At 66.7% G+C, this 24140-nt stretch carries 20 protein-coding genes and 1 tRNA gene; 9 read left to right on the forward strand and 12 right to left on the reverse strand.

Annotated elements, in window-relative coordinates:
• Positions 1-26 precede the first annotated feature (26 nt).
• From ACSBQT_RS12660 to ACSBQT_RS12675, 4 genes are all read right to left on the reverse strand, one after another.
• Positions 27-1526, reverse strand: coding sequence for an amino acid permease (locus ACSBQT_RS12660; protein WP_435001874.1), 1500 nt, complete (start codon positions 1524-1526; stop codon positions 27-29).
• 169 nt (positions 1527-1695) lie between these two features.
• Positions 1696-2583 carry an SDR family NAD(P)-dependent oxidoreductase gene (locus ACSBQT_RS12665; protein WP_435001875.1) on the reverse strand — a complete coding sequence of 296 codons (888 nt, stop codon included), beginning with the start codon at positions 2581-2583 and terminating at the stop codon, positions 1696-1698.
• Between the two features lie 214 nt (positions 2584-2797).
• Positions 2798-4126 (reverse strand): DUF4032 domain-containing protein, encoded by a 1329-nt coding sequence (locus ACSBQT_RS12670; RefSeq protein WP_435001876.1) that lies wholly within the window; start codon positions 4124-4126, stop codon positions 2798-2800.
• A 3-nt stretch (positions 4127-4129) separates the two neighbouring features.
• Positions 4130-4837, reverse strand: coding sequence for an ABC transporter ATP-binding protein (locus ACSBQT_RS12675; RefSeq protein ID WP_376907192.1), 708 nt, complete (start codon positions 4835-4837; stop codon positions 4130-4132).
• Between the two features lie 227 nt (positions 4838-5064).
• Here ACSBQT_RS12675 and ACSBQT_RS12680 point away from each other — a divergent pair, with 227 nt between their 5' ends.
• Positions 5065-6117, forward strand: a complete 1053-nt coding sequence (locus ACSBQT_RS12680) for a LacI family DNA-binding transcriptional regulator (protein ID WP_410708755.1) — start codon at positions 5065-5067, stop codon at positions 6115-6117.
• Positions 6114-7205: a substrate-binding domain-containing protein gene (locus ACSBQT_RS12685; protein ID WP_435001877.1), complete on the forward strand. Its 1092-nt coding sequence runs from the start codon at positions 6114-6116 to the stop codon at positions 7203-7205. The genes ACSBQT_RS12680 and ACSBQT_RS12685 overlap by 4 nt, the downstream gene beginning before the upstream one ends.
• A gap of 143 nt (positions 7206-7348) precedes the next feature.
• On the opposite strand, the gene ACSBQT_RS12690 is transcribed toward ACSBQT_RS12685, so the two are convergent.
• Together ACSBQT_RS12690 and ACSBQT_RS12695 are read right to left on the reverse strand one after the other, a co-directional pair.
• Positions 7349-8305, reverse strand: coding sequence for a trehalose-phosphatase (locus tag ACSBQT_RS12690; protein WP_435001878.1), 957 nt, complete (start codon positions 8303-8305; stop codon positions 7349-7351).
• Positions 8306-8315: 10 nt separating this feature from the next.
• A complete protein-coding gene (locus ACSBQT_RS12695; RefSeq protein ID WP_435001879.1) occupies positions 8316-9905 on the reverse strand; it encodes an alpha,alpha-trehalose-phosphate synthase (UDP-forming) in 1590 nt (529 codons plus the stop codon).
• A gap of 66 nt (positions 9906-9971) precedes the next feature.
• Between ACSBQT_RS12695 and ACSBQT_RS12700 the strand changes: the two genes are divergently transcribed.
• From ACSBQT_RS12700 to ACSBQT_RS12710, 3 genes are all read left to right on the forward strand, one after another.
• On the forward strand, positions 9972-11978 hold the full coding sequence (locus ACSBQT_RS12700) for a serine/threonine-protein kinase (protein WP_435001880.1): 2007 nt from the start codon (positions 9972-9974) through the stop codon (positions 11976-11978).
• A 361-nt stretch (positions 11979-12339) separates the two neighbouring features.
• Positions 12340-13200: a DsbA family protein gene (locus ACSBQT_RS12705; RefSeq protein WP_435001881.1), complete on the forward strand. Its 861-nt coding sequence runs from the start codon at positions 12340-12342 to the stop codon at positions 13198-13200.
• A 145-nt stretch (positions 13201-13345) separates the two neighbouring features.
• Positions 13346-13421, forward strand: a tRNA-Thr gene (locus ACSBQT_RS12710).
• A 365-nt stretch (positions 13422-13786) separates the two neighbouring features.
• On the opposite strand, the gene ACSBQT_RS12715 is transcribed toward ACSBQT_RS12710, so the two are convergent.
• Positions 13787-15799: an ABC1 kinase family protein gene (locus tag ACSBQT_RS12715; RefSeq protein ID WP_410708749.1), complete on the reverse strand. Its 2013-nt coding sequence runs from the start codon at positions 15797-15799 to the stop codon at positions 13787-13789.
• 131 nt (positions 15800-15930) lie between these two features.
• Positions 15931-17280, reverse strand: a complete 1350-nt coding sequence (locus ACSBQT_RS12720) for an MFS transporter (RefSeq protein ID WP_410708747.1) — start codon at positions 17278-17280, stop codon at positions 15931-15933.
• 161 nt (positions 17281-17441) lie between these two features.
• On the opposite strand from ACSBQT_RS12720, the gene ACSBQT_RS12725 reads away from it, so the two are divergent.
• On the forward strand, positions 17442-18644 hold the full coding sequence (locus tag ACSBQT_RS12725; RefSeq protein WP_435001882.1) for a low temperature requirement protein A: 1203 nt from the start codon (positions 17442-17444) through the stop codon (positions 18642-18644).
• Between the two features lie 5 nt (positions 18645-18649).
• Here ACSBQT_RS12725 and ACSBQT_RS12730 read toward each other — a convergent pair whose 3' ends face one another.
• Entirely contained in the window at positions 18650-18949 is a 300-nt protein-coding gene (locus ACSBQT_RS12730; RefSeq protein WP_410708746.1) for a hypothetical protein, read from the reverse strand.
• Entirely contained in the window at positions 18946-19581 is a 636-nt protein-coding gene (locus tag ACSBQT_RS12735; RefSeq protein ID WP_435001883.1) for an ArsR/SmtB family transcription factor, read from the reverse strand. Before ACSBQT_RS12735 ends, ACSBQT_RS12730 begins: the two co-directional genes overlap by 4 nt.
• A gap of 191 nt (positions 19582-19772) precedes the next feature.
• Between ACSBQT_RS12735 and ACSBQT_RS12740 the strand changes: the two genes are divergently transcribed.
• The 3 genes from ACSBQT_RS12740 to ACSBQT_RS12750 are packed head-to-tail and all read left to right on the forward strand — an operon-like array spanning position 19773 to position 22158.
• Positions 19773-20897 (forward strand): M4 family metallopeptidase, encoded by a 1125-nt coding sequence (locus tag ACSBQT_RS12740; protein WP_435001884.1) that lies wholly within the window; start codon positions 19773-19775, stop codon positions 20895-20897.
• On the forward strand, positions 20894-21220 hold the full coding sequence (locus ACSBQT_RS12745) for a protealysin inhibitor emfourin (protein WP_435001885.1): 327 nt from the start codon (positions 20894-20896) through the stop codon (positions 21218-21220). Before ACSBQT_RS12740 ends, ACSBQT_RS12745 begins: the two co-directional genes overlap by 4 nt.
• Positions 21221-21237: 17 nt before the next feature.
• Positions 21238-22158, forward strand: a complete 921-nt coding sequence (locus tag ACSBQT_RS12750) for a tryptophan 2,3-dioxygenase (RefSeq protein ID WP_435001886.1) — start codon at positions 21238-21240, stop codon at positions 22156-22158.
• A gap of 9 nt (positions 22159-22167) precedes the next feature.
• Here the strand turns inward: ACSBQT_RS12750 and ACSBQT_RS12755 are convergent, their stop codons facing one another.
• Both ACSBQT_RS12755 and ACSBQT_RS12760 read right to left on the reverse strand, forming a co-directional pair.
• Positions 22168-22932, reverse strand: a complete 765-nt coding sequence (locus ACSBQT_RS12755; protein WP_435001887.1) for an alpha/beta hydrolase — start codon at positions 22930-22932, stop codon at positions 22168-22170.
• Positions 22929-23873, reverse strand: coding sequence for an SGNH/GDSL hydrolase family protein (locus tag ACSBQT_RS12760; RefSeq protein ID WP_410708739.1), 945 nt, complete (start codon positions 23871-23873; stop codon positions 22929-22931). Before ACSBQT_RS12760 ends, ACSBQT_RS12755 begins: the two co-directional genes overlap by 4 nt.
• Positions 23874-24140 lie beyond the last annotated feature (267 nt).

Consider the following 24140-nt stretch of genomic DNA (forward strand, 5'->3'; position numbering starts at 1 on the left):
GTTGCTGGGCCGCCGTCAGGTAGTAATTAGAGGGTGGTGCGGTACGTTGCCTCGTCCATGGCCCCGACCGTCGAGTGGCGGCGGCTGTAGGTGAAGTAGACGATCGCGCCGACGGCCATCCACGCTCCGAAGACGATCCATGTCCGCCCGCCGAGGTTGACCATGAGGAACGCACACGCCACGGCACCCAGCGCGGGCACGACCGGCCCGAACGGAACCTTGAATGAGCGCTCGAGGTCCGGGCGTTTGAACCGCAGGTAGATGACGGCGATGTTGACGAGGCAGAACGCGAACAGGGTGCCGATGCTCGTGGCGTCGGCGAGTTCGCCGAGCGGAATGAACGCCGCCGTGATGGCCACGAGGCCGCCGACGATGAGAGTGCCGACCAACGGAGTGCCGGTGCGCTGGGAGACGCGGCCGAAGATCTTCGGCACCATTCCGTCCCTGGCCATCGTCAGCAGGATCCGCGACTGACCGTAGAGCACGGTGATGACGACGGAGAAGATCGCGAGCACCGCGGCCACCGCGAAAAGCAGCACCGCGATATTCGACCCGGTGATCTCCTCGACGATCTGGACCAGCGGGGCGTGAGCGCCGTCGAACCACTGCCACTGCCGTGCACCGATCGCTGCGACGGCGACGAGGACATACATCGAGGTGACGATGAGCATCGAGAAGATGATCGCCCGCGGCAGATCCCGGCGCGGATTCTTCGCTTCCTCACCGGCCGTGGACGCGGCATCGAAGCCGATATAGGAGAAGAACACGCTGGATGCGGCCGCAGTGACACCGGCGGCACCCATCGGCAGCATCGGCGCGAAGTTGCCGGCCTTGAACGCGGTGAACGCGACGATGGCGAAGAAGACGAGGATGCCGATCTTGACGAACACGAGAATCGTGTTGACGACACCGGATTCGCGGGCGCCGCGCATGAGCAGCACGGTCGCCAAGGCCACGACGATGAGGGCAGAGACATTAATGACGCCGCCGGGATAGTCCGCCACTCCGGGCCCCGCGGTCAGCGATGCGGGCAGCTCGAGGCCGAAGACGCGCAGGGTCTCGTTGACGTAGTCGGCGGCGCCGACGGCGACCGCCGCGACCGAGACCGCGTATTCGAGAACGAGACACCAGCCGCAGACCCACGCGACGCCCTCACCCAGGGTGGCGTAGGAATACGAGTAGCTCGACCCGGACACCGGCACCATTCCGGCCATCTCGGCGTAGCTGACCGCCGACAGCAGCGCGGTGATTCCGGCGAGAACGAAGGCAAGCCACACGGCGGGGCCGGCCACCGGCACCGCCTCGCCGAGGATGACGAGGATTCCCGTGCCCAAGGTGGCACCGACGCTGATCATCGTCAGCTGGAAGACACCGAAGGTCCGCCGCAGTCCACCCTGCTGCGCGGACTGCGCATCGGTGTGGGCCTCGGCGGTCATGGCGCTGATCGACTTGCGTCGCCCCAGCTGCCGCAGCACTCCTGTGGGAGTGTGCGCCGGAGGGGTGGGCGGAGTGTGCGAAACGGTCATCTGAATATTCTTGCATACTCATGAATATTGTCTCGCCGGGCCTCCGCGTGATCACTGGCAAGACAAACCCGCAGCGTCGCCTATCTCACACGTCTTCGGCGGCGATCCGTCGCCACGGTCGCGATGTCAGGGATGACGAGCCGCTCCAGCCGCCAGGAAGCCGCCGCGCTCACACGTCGGGGGTGAACCGGCCGTCCTGGGCCATCCAGCCGCCGTCGACGAGCTGCGAGTGCCCGGTGACATAGCTCGAGGCGTCCGAGGCGAGGAACAGAACGGGACCGGCGATCTCGTGCAGGCGACCCCAGCGGCCCAGGGCGGTCTTGTCCGCATACGCGTCCCACCATTTCCCGTCGGCCTTGATCTGCTGGGTCAGGGGAGTGTCGAAGGGGCCGGGCAGGATCGCATTGACCCGCACGCCCCTGCCCCCGAGCTCGCTGGCCATCGTCTTCGTCAGCTGTACGACACCGGCTTTCGCGGCCGCATAGATTCCCTGGCCGGGTTCGATGGCCAGCGCCCGGAACGACGCGTAGGTGACGATCGATCCGCGACCGCGCTCACCCATCTCACGGCCGAAGCCGCGCATCAACCGGTACGTGCCCTTGAGGTTGATATCGATGACCCGATCGAATTCGTCATCGGTGGTGTCGACGAGGCGTTTGCGTACGTTCGCTCCCGGTGTGATGACGAGGATCTCGGCGTCGGCCCAGGCGTCCACGAGGGCATCGACGGAGGCCGTGTCCGTGATGTCGACGGCGACGGCCGTGGCATTTCCGTCCGTTCCCGACGCGGCCGATCCGTCCGCAGCCGTTCCCTGTGCCGATGAGTGGGCGGCCGACCCGCTGCCGCGAGCGGAGATGAGGGCGGCGGTCTCCTCGGCGCCGGTGAGGTTGAGGTCGGCGACGACGACGTGCGCCCCCGCATCGGCGAGCCCGATCGCGCTGGCCTGCCCCAGCCCGGAGCCGGCCCCGACGACGACGGCCGTGCGCCCGCTGAGGTCGAACAGGGACGGGATCGACGGGTTGTTCTCGTTCGTGGGCATCGGCTCGTTCGTCGACATCGGGAATCCTTCCGGGCGGGGTTCGGTTCCGGAGCGACACCGGTGTCGCTCCGTGGACTTCAAAGGTATGCCCGCCGAGGCGGCCCCGCCGTCCCCGTTTCACCTTGTGGAACATCGGCTGAGGTCAGGGCTCCCGCCGGAGGCGGCTGCCCGATGCGCCAACCCGATGCGAACAGGGGATATCTGTGAGGTCAGGGCCGCCTCGGGGAGGGTGTCAGAATTTTTTGCTGTCGACGTAGCGGATCTCGTCGGGGAGGTTCGCCAGGTAGTCGACGATGAAGTAGGCGATGGCCTCCATCGTGGGGATGTCGCGCTGGCGGGCGCGCGCCATGGTGCGGCGGTGCTCGGCGAATTCGTAGAAGATCTGCCCGGGTTCGAGCTTGCGGGTGAGGTTCTCCGGGATCGCCTGGATGAGGGGTTTGTACACCTCGTCGAGCCAGCGGCGGGCGGCTTGGGATTCGTCGAGTTCGTCGAATTCGGCGATCTCGGGAGCCGAGCGGAACGAATCGAGGTCGTTGAGCATCGCTCGGGCCTGGTTCTCGTTCGCGCCGATCCCGGTCAGGCGCAGCAGACGCCGTGAGTGGTGGTTGGGCTCGACGACCTTCGGGGACACAAGGAGGCTGATGCCGTCGATATCGGTCGTCACGGTCAGTTCGCCGAGATCGAAGCCCAGGTCGTTGAGGCGACGGATGCGTTCGTCGATGCGCCAGCGTTCGTTGACGCTGAATTCCTCGACCCGGGTCAGCTCCGCCCACAGCGCGTTGTACGACTCGCAGAGCCGCTCACCGGCCGCCAGCGGATCAGTCTCGGGGGCGACGAGGCCCGCGGCCTGCAGATCGAGGAAGTCTCCGGCGATGTTCATCCGCGCGATCCGCAGGTCCATATTCCGCTGCCCGTCGGAGAGCTGGTCGTGCAGCTCGCCGGTCTCGGCGTCGACGACGTAGGCGGCGTAGGCATCGGCATCGCGGCGGAAGAGCGTGTTCGACAGGGACACGTCTCCCCAGTAGAAGCCGACGAGGTGGAGGCGGACGAGCAGAACGGCCAGAGCGTCGACGAGGCGGCCGCCGGTGTCCTCGGCCAGGTCCCGGGAGAACAGTGCGCGGTAGGGCAGAGAGAACTCGAGATAGGCGGTGATGAGAGCGCCCTTGAGTGGCTGACCCGATGCGGTCCTGCGACCTCCGACGACGGCGCGGGCCTCGACGAGGGGGACGTCGAGGTTGCCGAGCGCGCCGAGGATGTCGAACTCACGCGTGGCCTGCGCGTCGTCGGTTTCCTTGATCGCGAGCACTTCGTCTCCGATCTCGACATAGCGCACGACGTGGCGGGAGATTCCGCGGGGCAGACCGCCGAGGAGCGTCTCCGGCCACTCGGCCAGGGGCAGGTGCCAGGGGAGTTTGGCCAGGGCCGCATGATCGGCGTTGCGGACAGTGTGGATCTCCGGTGTGGGAACGGCCGCGCCGACCGGCGTGGCAGCGCCATTCGGCTTCGTCGCCGACGGTGAAGCCTGTGCTGACGGGTCCGGCGGAGGCAGGGTTCCCGACACGGCTCAGGAGTCCGTGTCGGAGACCGAGGCCACGAGCGCCTCGGCGAGGTCGGGTGTCTCCACGCCGATGAGCCGTCCGTGATCGAGGAAGGCGATCCGGTCGCCGAGGACCTTCGCATCCTCGAGGTCGGAGGTGGCGTAGATCGTCGTCAGTCCGAATTCCTGCTGCAGCTGCTTGATGAGCGCAAGTGTCTCAGCCTGCTGCTCGGGGACGAGATTGACCACGGGCTCGTCCATGATGAGCACCTTGGGCCGGCGCACCACGGCACGCGCCAGGGCCACGGTCTGGCGCTGCAGCTGGGTGAGGTCGCCGGGAACCGAATCGAGGATGTCGCTCAGCCCGATCTTGTCCATCACGGATTCGACGCGTTCGGTGATCTCGTCGGCGGGCAGGCCGTCGACGCGCAGCGCGAAGCCGAGATTGTCGCGCACACTCATATGCGGGTAGAGCGCGTAGCTCTCCAGCGCCAGGGTGACATCGCGGTCGTTGACGGCGGCGTGGGTGATGTCCGCGCCGTCGATGAGGATCGTTCCGGACTTCGGGGTCTCCAGTCCGTGGAGCATCCGCAGGATCGTCGACTTGCCCGAGGCAGTGGGGCCGTAGAGGACGAGGAACTCACCGTCATCGACGAAGAGATTGAAAGGGTGAACGGATTCGGACGTCGTGTTCTCGTAGACATGACTGAGGCCATTCAACGACACCGTTGACATAAGTCCTCCTAAAACTTCTGAATAACTCCGTGAGCAGCTGGTCGTCGGTGACCCGGCAGGGATGCTCAGTCACTCTCATCCTAAGGGGTGGATGGTTGGGGTGCTCTGTGAATTCGACAAAGCGTAGAGTGATTCTCAGCACGATGGCTGTGCGCCGACGCATACCGCGGCGTCCACCCCGCCGGATGCGCCGACGCAGACCACGGCGCGAAAGTAGACTGACTCGTATGAAGGTCACGTTGGACGAGGTCGCCGCCCGGGCCGGAGTCTCCCTGGCCACGGTCTCCCGGGTGCTCGGTCGCCGCGGTGCCGTCGCCGAATCGACACGGGCGAAGGTGCTGGAGGCGATGAGCGAGCTCGGCTATTCGCGCTCGACCCTGCTCCATGATGCGCCGAGGCGGCTCGTGGCCGTCAGCGCTCCCGGCAATCCCGAACATTGGCAGGTCCAGGTCTGCACCCGCGTGGCCAAGGCCCTGCAGGATCATGATCTCCTCGTCACCCGCCCGCTCGTCGAGACCGACCCGGAACCGCTGCAGACCGCGATCGACGCGGGCGCCGTGGCCCTGGTGACCACGACGATGACGAGTCTGAATACGGAGATCCCCTGCATCCGCGTCGCCGAACAGTCCGCCACCGAGGAGGCCGACAGGCCCGGGATGGACGTTTCGGTGGCGGGGTCGACCGGGACAGGATCGGTTGGGCCGGGATCGGCCGGGCCCGGCAACGCCGATGTCATCGCCGCGCGCCTCGACCTCGGCGGTGGGATGACCACGGCCTTCGAGCATCTGCGGGCGATCGGCCACCGGAGGATCGGGCTGATCTGCAATGACAGCGGTGAGCTGGCCGTCCAGCTGATCCGCCGCTTCCTCGCCGAGCATCCGGCCCGGAACTTGGGTCTCGACATCGAGGACTGGATCTCACGGGTGCCGAAGTCGTTCTCCGGTGGGTCGCGTGCGGTGCTCGAGCTCAAGGACGCGACCTGCACGGCGGTGATCGTGCAGTCCGCGCTGCAGCTGCACGGTGCTCTCCACGGTCTGCGGAATCGGCATCTGCAGGTGCCGCGGGACATGTCGGTCGTCGGGTTCGGCGATTCCCCGACGATGAAGTTCACGGGCCCGCCGGCCACGGTGCTCGGCCTCGACGTCGAAGGGCTGTCGAATGCCCTCATCGATGCGACGTTGCAGACCCTGCGGATCTCGACGACGGGTCTGCCGTCGGTTCCTCCGGTGTTCCGTCCTCGACTCGTCGCCCGGACCTCGACGACGGCGGCTCGCCGATGAGCGAACACCTGCCCGAGCACCGGCACGTCCGTCTCGCCGAGATCGCCGGCACCGCAGGAGTCTCGAAAGCCACCGCCTCACGAGCCCTGCGTGATCCCGAATCGGTGTCGGCCGCCTCGTTGGCGAAGGTGCGGCAGGCGCTGGCGATCCTCGGCGCTGCCGGGCAGGCCCCATACGTCGAATCCGGGGCACGGGAAAGATCAGGTGCCGGGGGAGGACCCGGTGCAGGCGCCGCCTCGTCGCTCATCGCGCTCATCAAACCCGCGGTGTCAGCGGGCAACGTCGACCCGTATTCGCGGCTGGTGGAGATCCTGACGAACCGGATGTACGGACTCGGCATCGCCGTCGTCCACATCGAGGCCATCGCCGAACGCAATGAGGCCCTCCTCGAGACGATCCTCGGCAGCGAACACGGCGGGCCCACGATCTCTGGAGCCATCGTCGTCGGCGGCGGTGCCGCCGGTGTGCTTGCGGGGATGCTCGCCGAACGCGGGCTGCCGCTCATCCGCATTTCGAATGCCCGCCACGACGACGGGATCTCGCGCATCTACCTCGACGCGACCGGCGGAATCGAGACCGCCGTGGCCCACCTCGTCCACCTCGGCCACAAGCGCATCGGACTCGCCGTGCTGCGCGATTCGGCTGCCCCGGCCCGCATCGCCGGCTTCCGCAGATCGATGGCAGGAATCCTCCACATTCCCGCCACCCGTGATCAGGCCCCCGTCGTCGAGGCTGCCGGCGGAGCCATGGCCGGAGTCGCTGCCGCCGAGGAGCTGCTCGATCTGCGCTGCACCGCCGTCATCGCCTGCGCCCCGTCCCTGTCCTTCGGCATGCTCGAGGCCGCCCAGCGGCTGCGACTCGACGTGCCCAGGGACCTGTCCCTGCTCACGGTCGGCGACGTCCCCGACGCCGATGTCGTCCAACCGCCCCTGTCGCAGGTCGTCTACGATTGGGCGACCGTGGCGCAGTCGGCGATCGACGAGATCCGCGCGATGATCGCCGCCGGTGACGTGCGCGTACATGTCGACTACACGGTTGACCCTGACCTCGTCCTCCGGGCCAGCGCTGTGCCCCCGCAGCGCCGCTGATCTCGGGTTTCGATCACATTCATTCTCGCCGAGGCGGTCCTGCCGTGACGTGGATCCGACCGGTGAGTCGGATCGACCGGAGTGCGCAGAGGCGGTCCGATGCCGGTCGCGAACCGGATCATCTTCGGCGAGGCGGCTCGACCTCAGCCGTGGACTGTGCGGAGGAATTCCGCGCGTTCGGCAACGAGGCGGCCGAGCAGTTCGGCCACGGCCGCAGGATCGGCGATCCGCCATGAAGCGCGAGTCGGGGCGGACCCGACCTTGACGGTGAGACCAGCGTTCAGAGCGCGGGAGTCCGTGAGTTCGTCAATGGCCGCGAAGGCGTCCTCATCGGTGACATCGTCGCCGAGGTAGCCCATTGCCGTCGGTTCGCCGGCACGGGCGAGCAGCCGGATGCCATCGCCTTTCGTCGCCTGTTTCACCGCGAGTTCGGTGATGTCGTGGCCTTCGATGACACGGATGTCCGGGAACTCCGCGACCACCTCGGTGGCGTGTTCATGCAGGGCAGCGGCGGCCTCGGGAGCGATTCCGCGAGTGTGGACCGTCCGCGAATAGGGCTTGCGCTCGATGAGGAAATCCGAGGGGCCGTCGGCATCGCCCGAGTCGACCGCGCCCATCGCCGCGGCCGAACCCATCGTCGCGGCCGAACCGGGGTGTTCATCAGCGCCCGGAAGAGTGTGCTCGAACGCGTCGAGGTGAGTGTCGATGGCGGCGAGCATCTCCGCCTCGGCCGGAGTGAGTTCGGGGGACCGGAGCAGGCTGGAGGTGCCCTTACGAGCAGCGTCGCTGCCGAGCTCGGCCTCAGCTCCGTGCGAACCGATCAGCCACGCCGAGTCCGGCGCCTCGGACAGGCGTCGCAGGGTGGCGATATCGCGTCCGGACACCAGCGCCACCCGAGTGCGCGGCAGACCGGCAAGCCCCGCGATGGCCGAGGCCGATTCGGGGACCATCTGGGACGTGGACGGATCGTCCTGAAGAGGTGCGAGCACCCCATCGAAATCCAGGGCCAGCAGCAACGAATCGGCGGTGGCGAGATCGCGCAGGGCCACCTCGGCGGGGGCGGAGGGGGCAGGACTGAGCACGGTCGGCTTCGATGTCACTGTTCTTCTCCTAGCGGGCGGTGGAGATATCGTCTGTCCACTCGGCATCATCGGGTCTGTCGGCGCGATCTGATGGGGCCGCCGGCACATCCGGCGGCGGTGCGGTCCGGTTCTTCTGCACCACGGGCCGTTCGGGGACGATGACCTCGGGATTGTCCTTGATGTGCTCGAGTTCGGCAAGGAAGTTCTTCGACCACCGGCTCACGGTGTCCGTGGCGACCCTCTTGCGCATCTGCTTCATCCGGCGGGTGCGAGTCCTCTCGTCCATCTGCACGGCTTCGAGGATGCCCGCCTTGAGGTCGGCGATGTCGTGGGGATTGACCATCACCGCGCCCTTGAGCTGTTCGGCGGCCCCGGTGAATTCGGAGAGCACGAGGGCTCCGTCGTCTCGCCTTCGGCACGCCACATATTCCTTGGCGACGAGGTTCATCCCATCACGCAGAGCGGTCACAAGCATGACATCGGCGGCGAGGAAGAACGCCGTCATCTCATCGCGCGGATAGGAATGGTGGAGGTACCGGACGGGAATCGATCCGACATCGACCTGCTCACCGTTGATCCGCCCGACGGCCAGCTCGACGTCGTGACGGATGATCTTGTACTGCTCGAGCCGCTCCCGCGACGGGGTCGCGATCTGAATGAGCACGACATCCTCGACACCGAGTCGGCCCTCGGCGAGCAGCTCCCCGAACGCCTTGAGCCGGTGGCGGATGCCCTTCGTATAGTCCATCCGATCGACGCCGAGCATGACCACCCGAGGATTGCCGACCTCCTCGCGGATCTGCTTCGCCCGCTCGATGATCTTCGGATCGCGAGCGAGCTCCTCGAGATAAGGGGTGTCGATCGAGATCGGGAACGATTCGGCGCGGACGAGGTGGGCCGGGAGGAAGTCACCCGGCGGGACCGAGACGGTCGACCCCTTCGTCGCATATCCCAGACGCCCGCGGACGGCACGGCGGAAGTTCGCTGCGTCCGCTGGCCGTTGGAACCCGATGAGATCGGCGCCGAGGAGCCCGCGGAGGATCTCGTCGCGCCACGGCAGCTGAGCGAAGAGCTCGTAAGGCGGGAAAGGAATGTGGTTGAAGAACCCGATCGCGAGGTCAGGACGCAGACGTCGGACCATCTGCGGAACCAACTGGAGCTGATAATCGTGAACCCACACGGTCGCGGACTGCGCAGCCACCTCGGCGACCTTGGCCGCGAAGCGCTCATTGACCCGAACATACGCATCCCACCAGGTGCGGTGGTACTCGGGAGGGACGATGACATCGTGATAGAGCGGCCACAGTGTGGCGTTGGAAAACCCTTCGTAGTACCTGAGGACATCCTCACTTGTCAGAGTCACCGGAGTCAGGTGCATGCCGTCGATGGTGAAGGGTTCGAAATCCTCGTCGGCGACGCCCGTCCACCCGATCCAGGCACCCTCCTGGGCCTTCATCACGGGAGCCACCGCAGTGACCAAACCCCCAGGTGAGGTGCGCCATCCGCGATTCGCGTCGTCGGGATCGCGGTCGACGGGCAGGCGGTTTGCCACGACGACGAAATCGCTGTCGCCGTAGGGGATCTCGGTGCTGGGCTCGGCAGAGTCGACGGTGCTCATCTGCGCCTCCTTCCTGTGTCGGTCCTTGGAATGAACTGTACTCGCTCGACTAGGCTTGGCCAGGTGATGGATCAGGAACTGGGAGGCTACCGCCTCATCGAGGAGCTCGGCTCGGGCGGCATGGGTGTCGTCTACCTCGGTGTCGACGGCGGAAACAACCCGGTCGCGGTCAAGGTCCTCCATCCGCATATCGCCAATGACGAGACCGCCAGGAAGCGTCTCGCCCGCGAAACCCGCACCCTGCGCCGGATCCGCCATCCCCGCATCGCCGAGGTGCTCGACGCCGAACTCGATTCCGCGCAGCCGTTCATCATCACCGAATTCGTCGACGGGCAGACCCTGTCCGATGACGTCCGCGACAACGGCCCCTTCGCCGAGGATGAGCTCGTCCACTTCGGCCACGCCCTCCTCGATGCTCTCAACGCCGTCCACGACGCCGGAGTCATCCACCGCGACCTCAAACCCGCCAACGTGATGATCATGGACGGCGAGCCGATGGTCATCGACTTCGGCATCGCCCAGGTCGCCGACGAAGTGCGCGTGACCGCCACCGGGCTGGTCATGGGCACCCCCGGCTATCTCTCCCCGGAGATCGCCGACGGCAAGACCTCGAGTGAGAAGACCGACTGGTGGGGATGGGCCGCGACCATGGCGTTCGCCGCCACCGGCCGCAACCCCTATGGCTCCGGACCCTTGGAAGCCGTGCTCGGTCGTGTGGCCATGGGCAAATTCGACCTCGACGGGGCGCCGAAGAACTTCGCTCCGCTCATCTCCGCCTGCCTCAATCCGAAACCAGAACGTCGTCCGTCGGGGCAGATGATCCTCGACGCCCTCGTCGACATCGAGTCCGGGCGGATGCCGCAGCTCGGTTCCGGTCCCAGCGGCGGGGCCGGCTCGGGTGGTCCGCAGCGGACATCGAGCGGAACCGCAGTCATGCCCGCCGTCGACGACGGCGGCAGCGGTCACGGCGGTGGCGGTTCAGGTCACGGTGGTGCCGGAGCCGCTGGGGCAGCGCTCGGGGGTGCGGCTTTGGGCGCGGGCACGGGGTACCCGGGAGCCGGCCCTTCCGGCAGCGGGCAGCCGCAGTACCCCGGGTCCAGCCGACCGACCAATCATGCCGGGTCCGGTCATGGTGTCGGGCCCAGCCAGGGATCGGGCTACGGTCCCGGGCAGATGCACGGACAGCCCCCGCAACAGGCGACCGCACCACCGATCAACAACCCCAACGGCGGCATCCATGCGGGCCCGGGATCGCCGATGGCCGGTGCCGACCTCGGGCGTTCTGGCTTCGTCCAACCCGGTCACGGACAGAACCTCGTCGGACCGGGTGGTCCCGGCGGACAACATGGCCAGGTTGCCCAGGGACAGTGGGGCGACCAGTCCGGTCCCGGCGGCCAGCACATGGGCCCCGGCGGCCAGCCGCTGCAGCAGGGCGGCCAGCAGATGCAGCCCGGCGGTCAGCCGTGGACGCCGATGGGATACCGACGAGTGCAGTCGGGCGGCTGGGTCGTCTTCGGACTCGTCGCCTTGGCCGTCGCCGTCATGCCGCTCGGCCCGCTGGTCATCAGCGTCGTCGCGCTGATCTGGTCCGTGCTTGCCCGCACCGGCACACGTCTGGATCGGAAGGTCCAGCGGTACCGGTTCGACCGCGGAACCGATTCAGGCGGATTCTTCCGGGCGCTCGCCTCGGCGCCGGGGGCCGTGCTGGCCTCGATCCTGACATCGGTGGCCTCGCTCATCCTGCCGGCGATCGCGGCCGCCGCCGCGCTCGTGCTCACCCGGCTCGACATCGCCGGGATCGTGCCCAGCGGGTCGTCCGAACAATGGTCTGTGTGGGCGGCCGGCGCCGCAGGTTCGCTCGTGCTGTGGATCGGGCCGGGAGCCTCGAGCCTGCGATTCGGCTCACGTCTGCTCGTCTCGGGAGCCACTCGCAATCAGCTCGGGCGCCTCATCGCCTTGGCGGTGATCGCGCTGCTCGTCATCCTCGCCGTCATGGTCATCCAGTCGGGGGCGGCCATGTCCTGGTGGCCGCTGACGATCAACCCCTTCGACTACCTGCCCGGACCGGTGTGAGCAGGTCGGACTGACTGTTCGGTGTGGTGCGGGTCGGTTGGCCGGGCGTGGGCGGGTTGGTCCGGCGCGGGCGGGAAAGTGGGAGTTCGCCTGGGCGATCGTGCGCCTGGGCACATGGGCACATGGGCACATGGGCACATGGGCACCTGTTCAACTGCGCGACCGTGCGACCGTGCGATTCGATCCGTACTGATAGCCGGAAGAGCCCGAGGTAGTTGAACGTTGTAGTTGAACCTTGAATGTTTCTGGGAGTCGGCGAAGCACCTGTTTCGGTACAGTGGTGCCGTCGGGTCGCGGAAGCCGTCCCGCACCGTTCGGGCCACAGGCCGCACTGATGTCAGACGATCCAACGTGAGGAACAATGGCGAAGAACAACTCCGCGGACGACAAGCGGAACCGCGCACGCGAGAACGCCCGCCAGATCGCGGCGAATCAGGCGAAGAAGGAGAAGACGGCGAAGACGATCCTGTACACCGGGATCGCAGTGGTCGTCGTCGCCGTGCTCGCCGTGGTCGGTGTGCTCGTATTCCAGCAGAGCAAACCCGCTGTCAGTCCCGCGAACTATGTCTCCGACGGAATCACCGTGGGCAAGGACAACACGCTCGTGCAGCCGCTGAAAATGCCGGAAGGTGAGGAATCGGATCTGCCGGCTCCGACCGAGGAGGGTGCGAAGAAGGGCGCCGCCACGGTCACCGTCTACCTCGACTTCCAGTGCCCCGGCTGCAAGGCCTTCGAGGAAGGCAATGCAGACATGCTGCGCAAGCTCGCCAACGAGGGGTCGATCGTCGTCAACTACAAGCCGGTGTCGTTCCTCGACCGCATGTCCAGCGGCAATGAGTACTCCACCCGCGCCGCCAACCTCGCCGCCTGTGTCGTCGACAGCCAGCCCGAGGTCGCCATGGACCTGTTCGACGCACTCTACGCTCAGCAGCCGGAGGAAGGCACCGAGGGCCGCACCGATGAGGAGCTGCTCAAGGTGGCCGAGGACGCCGGCGTCGACACCTCGAAGAAGCTCAAGGCCGATCCCGAGCAGACCGTGAAGTCCTGCGTCACGGACCGCACCTTCGACAAGTTCGTCGAACAGTCGAGCCAGACCGCTCTGGACGACGGTGTCGAAGCCACCCCGTGGGTGCTCATCAACGGCAAGCACACCGACAAGACCAGCGACTCGCAGGCCCTGGCCACCGAGATCCTCAAGGCCACCGGAGAGTTCAAGGGCTGATCGCCTGATTCCTCCCGGCCATCGCCGTGTGAGTAGGCCGGATCCCGCCGAGGTGGGGTCCGGCTTTCTCCATGCACCGCAGTTTTGTGGCCGGGGCCGGCCATGGACTACTATCGTGTAGGCGCGCACGCTCGGTGCGCACCACGCCTCCTTAGCTCAGTTGGTAGAGCACCGCTCTTGTAAAGCGAAGGTCGTCAGTTCGAGTCTGACAGGGGGCTCCACTCGGGAAAGCCCTGCGCATCGCTGGAAACAGTGAGCGCGGGGCTTTTTCTGTGCGCGGATAGCCGATGGCGACGGGCCCAGGGGTTATTGGCCGTGCTCGTTCAAGCACAAGCTACTCGTTCAAGCGCAGGCATCTCTCGTTCAAGGCGAGGCGCGGCTATCGATGCGTACACGGCGCGAAAAGTGCGCTCAGCCTTGAACGAGGCAGCGGAGCCGAAATGGCCGAGCGCTGCGGGCAAGCGGCGGAAGCGAGTGCTGCGGACTAACGGCGGACGAGTGGCCGAAGCGAGCGGTGCGGACGAGTGGCGGAAGCGAGCCGCCGGGCGACTGGCTGGCTTCGGCCATTGCGCCGTCGGGCGACCGGCTAGGCCTGGCCGTCGCGTCGGAACACGAGCATGAGGGAGCGCATGCTCAGCACGAAACCGCCGAAGAGCAGCACGAAGCCGAAGAACGAGTACAGGTGGATGTCCTTCGTCAGCAGCGGACCCTCATCGCTGGTGATGAGCATGATCGCTCCCACCACGGCGGCCCCGGCGAGGACGGCCACGATGAGCTGTTGGAACAGACTGGTGAGGAAGCTGCGGTCGGACGGGTTCTCGAGCACGCGCATGTTCATCGAGAACCGACCGTGCTCGAGATCCTCGGTGATCTTGTTGATCCGGCGCGGCATGCGGTCGATCATCGGCATCAGCTGCAGGGCCCGACGCTGCAGCTCATCGGTGATCTTCGTGCCCTTGAGCTTCGACCTCACGAGCCTGTTGCCCTCCCGCCGGGACACGGCGACGACATCGAAGTTCGGATCGATCGTCAACAGCGCACCCTCCACGGAGGCCATCGCCCGGAATGCGGCGCTGATCGGCGCCGGCACGGAGAATCGGTGCGCGAGCACGAGATTGAACAGATCATCGAAGAGCTTCTGCCCCTGTGCCGCGCGGGTGCCGCCGCCGTAGCGCAGCAGGAGTTCGCCGACGGCCCGTTCGACCTCCCGATCGTCGAGTCCGTCGGGACGCCCGAGGAGTTCGATGAGGGCGTCGGTGGCCCCGGCGCTGTCGTTCTGGTCGATCGAGTAGAGCATGAGTCCCAGCGAAGTCTGTGTGCCCGGATCGAGTCGGCCGACCGCACCGAAGTCGAGCAGCCCCAGCTTCCCCTCGGGAGTGATGAAGATGTTGCCGGCATGCAGATCGGCGTGGAAGATCCCGTCCCCGATGATCTGCTCGAGCGTGGCACCCAACAGTGTGGTGGCCAGCCGGGACCGTTCGGCGTCGCTGAGCCCGGTCAGCAGTGCCCCCGCTCGTGAGACCGGCTGTCCGGGCAGCCGATCCATGACCAGCAGGCGTTCGCCGCTGAGGCCCGGGTAGCCGTGCGGAACGGTGACGTCGAACTTCCCCGACCGTTTGAGAGAGGCCTCGATGCTGGCCATATTGTCCAGCTCGATCCGATAGTCGAGCTCCTCCTCGAGTGTGTTCGCGAATCCCGCGGCCAGCGACTGCACACCCAGATCCCTGCCCCAGGTCGTGGTCTTGTTCAGCCAACCCGCCAACCGCAGGATGATGTCGAGATCCTGAGTGACCTGATTGAGCGCCTTCGGCCGCTGCACCTTGACGATGACTTCCGTGCCGTCGAGCAGGGTCGCCTCATGGACCTGCGCCACCGAGGCGGCCGCCAGAGGCGTGGAGCCGATCCGTGCGAACACCTCTCCGATCGGTCGACCGAGCCGCTCGGCGATGGCCGGTTCGATGACCGACCAGGGCTCGGGTGTGACCTGGGTCTGGAGGGTTTCGAGCTCACGGACGAACACCGGCGGGAGGATGTCTCTGCGGGTCGAGAGCATCTGTCCGAGCTTGACGAAGGTCACCCCCGCCTCGGCGAGGGATTCCTTGAGCGCTCGTGCGGTCTTGACGTCGCGACCCGGCGAATCCCCTCCGAAGCCGCGCAGCTGGGAGCCGAGCCCGTGCCGCACGGCGATGGACACGACCTGGGCATAGCGGCGGCCGCGGCGACGGCGGGACTTCCACCCGAAGAACAGCGACTGCGGGCTCGGCAGGGATCCGGTCGGAAAGGCCGCTTCGAGCATGACGAGGGCACCGACGCCCAGGGCGAAGATCCACCCGAGGGCGAGCACCATGAACAGCACCGCCACTCCGGGGGAGACGTCGAGACCGTCGACGTTCTGCCCGGTACCGGCGCGGTAGAGATACTGGACGGTCACGGCCACGACGGCGCTCATGACGAGACCGACGGCGAGCGTGCGCGGCCAGCCGGTGGGAACGCCGACGACGCGACGGACCACGGTGGCGGCGAACCACGACTGGAGGAAGAGGAAGACGAGCGCAGCCAGGCTCACCAGCACATATCCGCCGACGTCCAGTGCTTCCATCGATGACTCTCCTGATCCTGTTCGGACTCCCAGCCGTGGGCCGGCCGCTTCTGGCCTTCAGCGTCGGGCTCGAGCGTCGGGCCGTCAGCCGAACATCGTCGAATCGGTCATCTCCAACCTAGTCCGTCGAGTCAGTCCGTGCGCGGCGGATCGAGGAGCCTCCGCCTTCCGGGCAGACCGACCTCACGGGCCCAGATGAGGATCCACACCGCACCGAGGAAGGCGAGCAGTCCCGGGAAGAGCACGCCGAACCGCAGGGTGGTCACGGTGATGATGAGCGACAGCAGCGTCGGCCCGCCGAGTTTGCCGCCGTTGTTGAAGATCGCCCAGATGCCGAGGAACCGCGGCCGCCCGACCGCGGGGGAGAGGTCCGCGCCGATCGTCATGTTCACTCCCGCGCCGAGGCCGTTGCCGAAGGCCATGACCGCGGCGGCGATGACCATCCCGGCAAGATCCGGTTTCGCGACCATGATGACGAACCCGGTGCCGAAGATGGACAGGCACGCGACGAGGGTCGCGACCCGACCGAGGTGATCCTTGATGTACGCGCCGAGGAACATGACGATGAGTTCGAGTCCGGCGCCGAAGGCGATGATGAGCGAGATCGAGGACTTGTGCAGACCGATCTCGACGCCCCACAGCTGGACGACGACCGGTTGGGCGGCGCGAGCCGCCGCCAGTGCGATGATCGTGACGCCGGTGAGGATGACCGATTTCCACCGCACGTCCAGCGGCGGCCGGCGATCCTTCTTCTTCCCCCGCCGAGGAGGGACGACGTCACCATGTGCCGGATCGTTCGCCGCGGCGGGGTCGGTCGCCTCGGTGGGATTCGGAATATCGGTGGGGGAGGGAACGTCATCGTCCGCGCGTGAGGTCGGGGCCGCCTCGGCGCGGTGGGGATGGTCGTCGAAACCGGGGATCTGCGCGATCGGCAGGGTCATGATCGCGATCGCGGCGACGGCGGTGAGGCCTGAGAAGACGAACACGGACCAGATCGGGAAGACGAGCATGAGGCCGGCGCCGATCATCGGTCCGACGAGGTTGCCGACCCGCTGCGTGCCGCCGAGCGCGGTCATCGCCTTGGCGAGGTCGGCCGGTGGCATCACCTCGGCGACGACGGCCTGCCGGGCCAGGCTCCACACATCGGAGACCGGGCCGAAGACCATGAGCGCGAGCGTGTAGATGAGCAGCGAGTACGGCGAATCCCAGATGAAGGCGGCGACGATGGAGCCGAGAACGATGATCGCCGCAATCGTGGCCACGAACATCGCACGAAAATCGCCGAGGCGGTCGATGAGGATCCCCGCCGGCACCGTGGCCGTAAGCGACACGGCCCCCATGATGCCGACGATGGCGGCGGCGAACGCCTGTGTCGACCCCAGCGAGAGCGCCCCGAGCACGAGGATCGGCATGATCGCACCCAGGCCGACGGCGAAGAGGGCGAACGGCACGAGGACCGGCCACAGGATGGGTTTGAGCACATGGCAAGTCTAGTTGGGGTGTGCGTGAGGTGGTCGCGGAGTCCGAGGTGAGAGCGGCCGTGGGTATGCGGATCACCGGGCGGGCCAGCGCGGCGGAATAGCGGAGACGGTTGGGCGGCCATAGAATGTCCGAGCACTCAGTCCGACCGTTGAGGATCCGCATGACCGCACAGAACTCAGCCGAACCTCGACTCCGCCTCAGCCCGATGCGTCCGCGCGACCCGGGCGAAGAGGGTCGGGCCGCTAGCACACTCGAACTCTTCTTCGACCTCGTCTTCGTCATCGCCGTTTCGATCGCGTCCTCACATCTGCATGACACGATCACGGCCGGCCGCCTCGGTGACGGGGTGGTGAGCTATCTGCTCGTGTTCTTCGGGATCTGGTGGGCGTGGATGAACTTCACGTGGTTCGCGACCTCGTTCGACACCGATGACTGGCTCTACCGCGTGCTCACGATCGTGCAGATGGGCGGGGTGCTCATCCTCGCCGCCGGCATCGGGCCGGTCTTCGAGGACCGCGACTTCCGGCTGCTCATCGCCGGCTACGTCCTCATGCGCATCATCATGATCTCGCAATGGCTGCGCGCCTCCCGCGGCGCCGGTCGGGCGCGATGGACGACGATCGTGTATGCGGCAGGGATCGGCATCGTCCAGGTTCTCTGGGTGGCATGGCTGGGCATCGATGATCCCGTGTCCAGTGCTGTGGGCGTCGGTGTGCTCATCCTCGCCGAGGTGGCGGTGCCCGTCATCGCGGAAACGCGCGGCACGACGCCGTGGCACCCCGACCACATCACCGAACGCTACGGCTGCTTCACGATCATCGTCCTCGGTGAGAGCCTTCTGGCCTCGGCGAACACGATCTTCGAGGCCCTCGGCGAAGTCGAGGACATCGTTCCGCTCGTCTCCCTCGGCGTCCTGTGCCTGACCGTCACCGCCTCGATGTGGTGGATCTACTTCTGGCCGCCGCATCACCGCGCGATCGGCAGCCTCGGTGGATCGCTCAAGTACGGCTACGGGCACTATTTCATCTTCGCTGCGGCAGGGGCGTTCTCTGCCGGAGTCGGAGTCGAAGCCGATTCGCAGCTCGGCGCCAGCGCCCTCGACCGAGGGCTGGCGACATTCACGGTCTCGGTGCCGATCGCCGTGTTCGTCCTCGGGGTGTGGGTGCTCGCGATCCGCGCCAACGCCAACGGAGTCGTCAACACCGTCGTTCCGGCCTGCGCTCTGCTCGTCCTTCTCGACCCGATCATCCCGGTCCCGACGTTCCTCACGACGTTCTTCATGGTCATCATCGTCATCACCCTCGTCGTGTTCCCTCCACTGGACGAGAACGGCAAGTCCGCCGCCGAGGCGGTCGTCCGGTGAGTGCGTCAGAACGGCAGACCGTGATAGCGGTCGATGTGCCTCTGCTTGGCGTGGTCGACCCGACGTGACATCTCCGCGGAGTCGACCTGCACGTGCAGGGCCCGGACGCGGCGACGCTCAATGAGCCACAGCGCCAGGCGCAGGACCAGACCCTCGAGGCCGGATGCCCTGGCGCGGGTGTCCTCGCCGCTGTCGACGACGAGCTCCCGGGTCACGGTGACCGTGCGTTCGACGATGCGGCGCTGATGAGATGCCCCGCCGAAATCGGCGAGAGGTGGGCGGATGGGTGCGGTGAGAGTGCTCATGATGGGGTTTCCTCTCCATCGGTCAGGGGGAAGGCGTTGAACTGGATCTGCACCGGGCGGGAGCCCGGATCATTGCGGCCGCGGTACTTGTTGATGAAGGTCATAGTGGTCCTTTCGAACTCGGCGGCGATCTCAGCGAGTTGTTCCTTCGTCAGGCGCAGATTGCTCGTCTCGCTGACCGAGGCTGCGATCCACGACTTCGGCATCCGCTGGCCGTCATAGGCGGCATCGATGAAGTGTTCGAAGTTGCGCTGCGCATTGCGCACGAACTCTCGGTTGACATAGGAGGAAGCCGTCCGTGCCGACGGGTCGAGTTCGCGCTCAGGGCCCGGCACCTTCATGGCCCCGGGGATCCTCTCCCACCACTTCTCTCGCCCGCTCCGTCCGCCCTCGACCTCGCGGATGAGCTGGTGCCGAGCGAGCTGACGCAGGTGGTAGCTCGTTGCCCCGGATGATTCGCCGAGGCGCTTGGCCAGGCCTGTCGCCGTCTGCGGACCCTGCGTGGACAGGGCATCGTAGATCGCCATCCGCAGGGGATGGGCCAGCCCCTTGAGGGCCGAGGTGCTGATCTCACGGACGCCATCGGGATGGGTGATCTCGTGAGTGGCGTCGCGTCCGGTGTCCTCGCTCATAGTGCAAAGATACGCTTGCAAAGAAGTCTTTGCAATACTTTCTTTGGATTATGTTCAGGCCATCGGCTGAGGCCTCGACGCGGCCAGGTCGATCGGGCTGAACGTCGGAGCCCGGCGCAGATGTGCCGGAGTCCGCCGCGAATGCGCCGGGTTCCCTATCGGTTCGTCTCTGAAAGTGGCACGCTGGAGTCATGGTTTCTCAGAGCGTCGTCCCATTTCACAGTGTCGTTCCGCCCTACCTTCTCGATGCGATCGCCGAGCGCGGCACCGAGCGATTTCCGAAGGCCGCGGCCGCCGCGGCCAGCTGCCGGATGTCCGACGAGAGCTGTCGGAACCTGCGCTTGGCCGGACTGCGCTATACCCCTCCGGCCGATCTCGGCAGAGACGAATCCGCGCTCGCCCCACCCGCTCCGGCGGGCCTGCAGCGCCTCGTCCACGATGCGCAGAACACCGAGGTGCTGCCCGGCGAACTCGTCCGCTCCGAGGGCGAAGAGCCCGTCGACGATGAGCCGGTCAACGAAGCCTATGACGGGCTCGGTGCTTCGTATTCGCTGTTCTCCGAGGTGTTCGGGCGCGATTCGCTCGATGGTGCGGGAATGCCGCTCATGGCCAGCGTCCACTATGGCAAGGACTACGACAACGCCTTCTTCGACGGCCGCCTCATGGTCTTCGGCGACGGCGACGACGAAGTGTTCACCGGGTTCACCGGTTCGCTGTCGATCATCGGCCACGAGCTCTCCCACGGTGTCATCAGCCACACCGCCGACCTCGAGTACTTCGGCCAACCGGGAGCGCTCAACGAGCACTGCGCCGATGTCTTCGGCGCCCTGACCCAGCAGCACGACGCGGGACAGAATGCTGAGGACGCCGACTGGCTCATCGGTGCCGGAATCTTCACCCCCGAGGTGACCGGCCGTGCTCTGCGCTCCATGATCGAACCCGGCACGGCCTATGACGACGACGTCCTCGGCAAGGATCCCCAGCCGGCGCATATGGACGATTTCGTCACCACCGATTCCGACAACGGCGGGGTCCACCTCAACTCCGGGATCCCGAACCGGGCCTTCGCGCTCGCTGCCACCGCCGTGGGCGGCCCGGCCTGGGAAAGCGTCGGACAGGTCTGGTACTCCGTCCTCACAGGAACTGAGATCACGCAGCGCACCGAATTCGCGGAGTTCGCAGAACTCACCATCGCCGAGGCGGCCGACCAGTTCGGAGCCGGATCCGACGTTCACGATGCGATCGTGTCCGGGTGGGAGACCGTGGGCATCTCCCACGCGGGTTCGGCCCGCGGAAACCAGGGGAGCAGCTGGTGAACGAGAAGCCGGCCGAGGGGTTCGGGCACCTGCTCGTCGAACGCTCGGGCGGGATCGGCGGGATGCTGCTCGTCTGGGACGTCGACATCGACGCAAGCACCCGGCGTGATGACCTGGGCCCGCGCATCGCCGAACTTCCCTGGTCGAACAGCAGCCAGAGTGCCGATGCGCCGCATACGACGGGGGCCGACCGTTTCGCCTACCTCATCGAGAGCCGGTACGGGCGAGTCCGCTTCGGTGAGTCGCAGATGCCGCCGGAATGGAAGCAGCTCGTCGACGATGTGCGGGAAGTCGCCGAACCACAGAGGCGGCAACCCGGCTGACCCCTATGCTGGAGGTCATGACCGATACCAACCATGACCCGGGCAGCGACGCTCGGACGACGGCCGAGAAGAACGAACGCGACCTCGAAGCCGGGGTCCACACCGACCTCAGGGAGTCGATGACCTACGGGTCGTACCTCGACCTCGACCGGCTCCTGAACGCCCAACACCCCGTCAGCAGCCCCGAGCACCACGACGAGCTGCTCTTCATCATCCAGCACCAGACCACGGAGCTGTGGTTCCGGCTCGTCATCCACGAACTCCTCGACGCCCGGCGACTCATCGCCGCCGATGAGCTGCAGACCGCGCTCAAGCGCATCGCCCGGGTCAAACACATCCAGAAGACCCTGACCGAGCAGTGGTCTGTCCTCGCCACTCTGACGCCGAGCGAATATGTCGGGTTCCGCGACCAGCTCGGCCGTGCCTCCGGTTTCCAGTCCTGGCAGTACCGGGCCGTGGAGTTCCTGCTCGGCAACAAGAATCGGGCCATGCTCCCGGTCTTCGACGGTGAGCCCGAGGCGCGTGCGGCCCTGGAGCAGTATCTGGAGGAACCGAGCATCTACGACGAGTTCCTCGCCTGCCTGGCCCGGCGCGGTCTTCCGGTGCCGCAGCGGCTCCTCGACCGAGACAAATCGGTCGCCCACACCTTCGACGAGGAACTGTGCGATGTCTTCCGCATCATCTACGAGAACCCGCAGAAGTACTGGCAGGAATACGAGAGCTGCGAAGAGCTCGTCGACCTCGAGGAGAACTTCCAGATCTGGCGCTACCGGCACATGCGCACTGTGCTGCGGATCATCGGCATGAAACGCGGAACGGGTGGTTCGAGCGGCGTCGGATTCCTGCAGAAGGCGCTCGATCTCACGTTCTTCCCCGAGCTCTTCGACATCCGCACCGGCATCGAGAACGGACCCGGCATCAGCCCCGACGGGATCTGAGCAGCACCTTCAGCCGAGAAGCAGGCTCTTCACCTGCGGGAAGAACGGGGAGTCGGGGTCGATGACATCGGCATGGTTCGCCCCCGGCAGCTCGGTCAGGGCCGCGGGGAAGACACGAGAGAATTCGACGTCGACGGTGGCATCGGCGTCCCCGTGGATCGAATGCACGTCGACGCGTGCCGGGATGAGGGCCGCCCGTGACCTGGGATCGTGGCGCAGGTAGGCTTCCATATCGACTTCCGGCCGCACACCCATATAGTCGAGGACTGCCCCATCGCCGAGGTTGCCCTCGACCTCCCGCAGCAGATCGGTCACCGGTGCCAGAGGACGCAGACGGATCCGGGGTCCCTCCGCGGGCAGATGCGAGGCCCAGGCGAGGACGAGGCAGCCACCGGCCGAATGGCCCGACACGACCAGATTCTCCCGCGCCCGCTCGCTCACACCCCACCGCGGCAGTTCGGCGCACACCGACTCGATGGCCGCGGTGACATCGTCGAGCAGGAGCGGCTGACCGCCGAGTCTGCGGTACTCGACGGAGGCGACGAGCACTCCGGACTCGGCCAGCGCCCGAGCCAATGGTCGGGCATGGGACAGATCGGTGCGGGGTCGGAAGTAGCCTCCGTGAACGAAGATGACCGTCGCCGAGGCGGTCGCCGGGTCACCATAGACCTCGACGAACTGCTCGGGGGCCTCCCCGTAGGCGTGCCGGAACGCCGGAGCCAGGTCGGTCCCGGCGGCAGAGAGTCCGGGGATGCGCACGGATTCGACGCTCATCCTTCGGAACCCCGAGGTGCGTTCACCCCACCAGCGTCGGCGTCGCCTGCGCGGGTTTCGCCCGAGCCGGTCCGGCCGGCAGTGCCCGCTTCGTCGGTGGCGTCGGCCTCGCCGTTCTCCCGGGCACGGTCGACCTCACGCGAGCGTTCGACGAGGTCACGGACGCGGGTGAGCTCCGACAGCTTCGGGTCGAGGGTGTCACCGGAGGACTGCCCGCGCAGTCGGCGACCGACCCACGGGGCCAGGTACTCACGGGCCCACCGCGACTCCTCGCTCATCACTTCTCGGATCGCCCGCGTCGGACGTGCCGGAACTCCGAAGCCCTTGGCCGGCAGTGAGCGGCCGCTCTCAAGCGTGGCCAGAGCCTGCTCGGCGACGAGGTGGTGACCCTTCGTCGACAGGTGGATGCGGTCATCGGCCCACATCTCCGCGGCGTAGAGCGACCGCAGCCCCCACAGGTCGACCATATGGCAGCCGTGCCGCTGCGCGATCGACCACAGATGGGCGTTGTAGATTCCCACGCGCGGACGCACCGCACGGATGAGCGGGGTGCTGAACTCGGTATCGAAGCCATTGCACATGAGCACCTCGATGCCGGCCTCACGCATCGCGATCACGGCGCGTTCGAACTTCGCGGCCAGGGCATCGATATCGGCCTTCGGACGCAGGCAGTCATTGCCTCCGGCGCACAGGCTCACGAGGTCCGGCTTCATCTCGAGGACCTGCGGCACCTGGTCATCGACGATGCGGTCGAGCAGACGCCCCCGGATGGCCAGATTGGCATAGGACAGGTCCGGACTGCCCACCGACGACTCGGTGAGCATGAGAGCGAGCCGGTCGGTCCAGCCGCGGTACCGGTCCTCGACCCTGGGGTCGGGATCCATCAGACCCTCACTGAACGAGTCTCCGATTGCGACGTATGAGGTGATCGGCTCAAGCATCAGGGATCCTTCTCTCTTCGTGCGACTCATCCAGACTATACGCCGGGCCCGACTCGGCCTACCCCGCGGTAGCCCCCATTACTACCTGACGGCGGCCCAGCAACCTCGCGCCAGGTTGCTGGGCCGCCGTCAGGTAGCAATTGGGGAGGGAAGAAGGTGAGAACGCGCCCCGTCGGAAGCCTCCCGCCAACGCGGCGAACGGCCCCGAGGTCACCCCGCCGAAACCTTGGGTGGCGTACACTCGACACCGCAGCCAGACGTCGTCGC

Source organism: Brevibacterium sp. H602 (genome assembly GCF_051172395.1).
Taxonomy (GTDB): domain Bacteria; phylum Actinomycetota; class Actinomycetes; order Actinomycetales; family Brevibacteriaceae; genus Brevibacterium.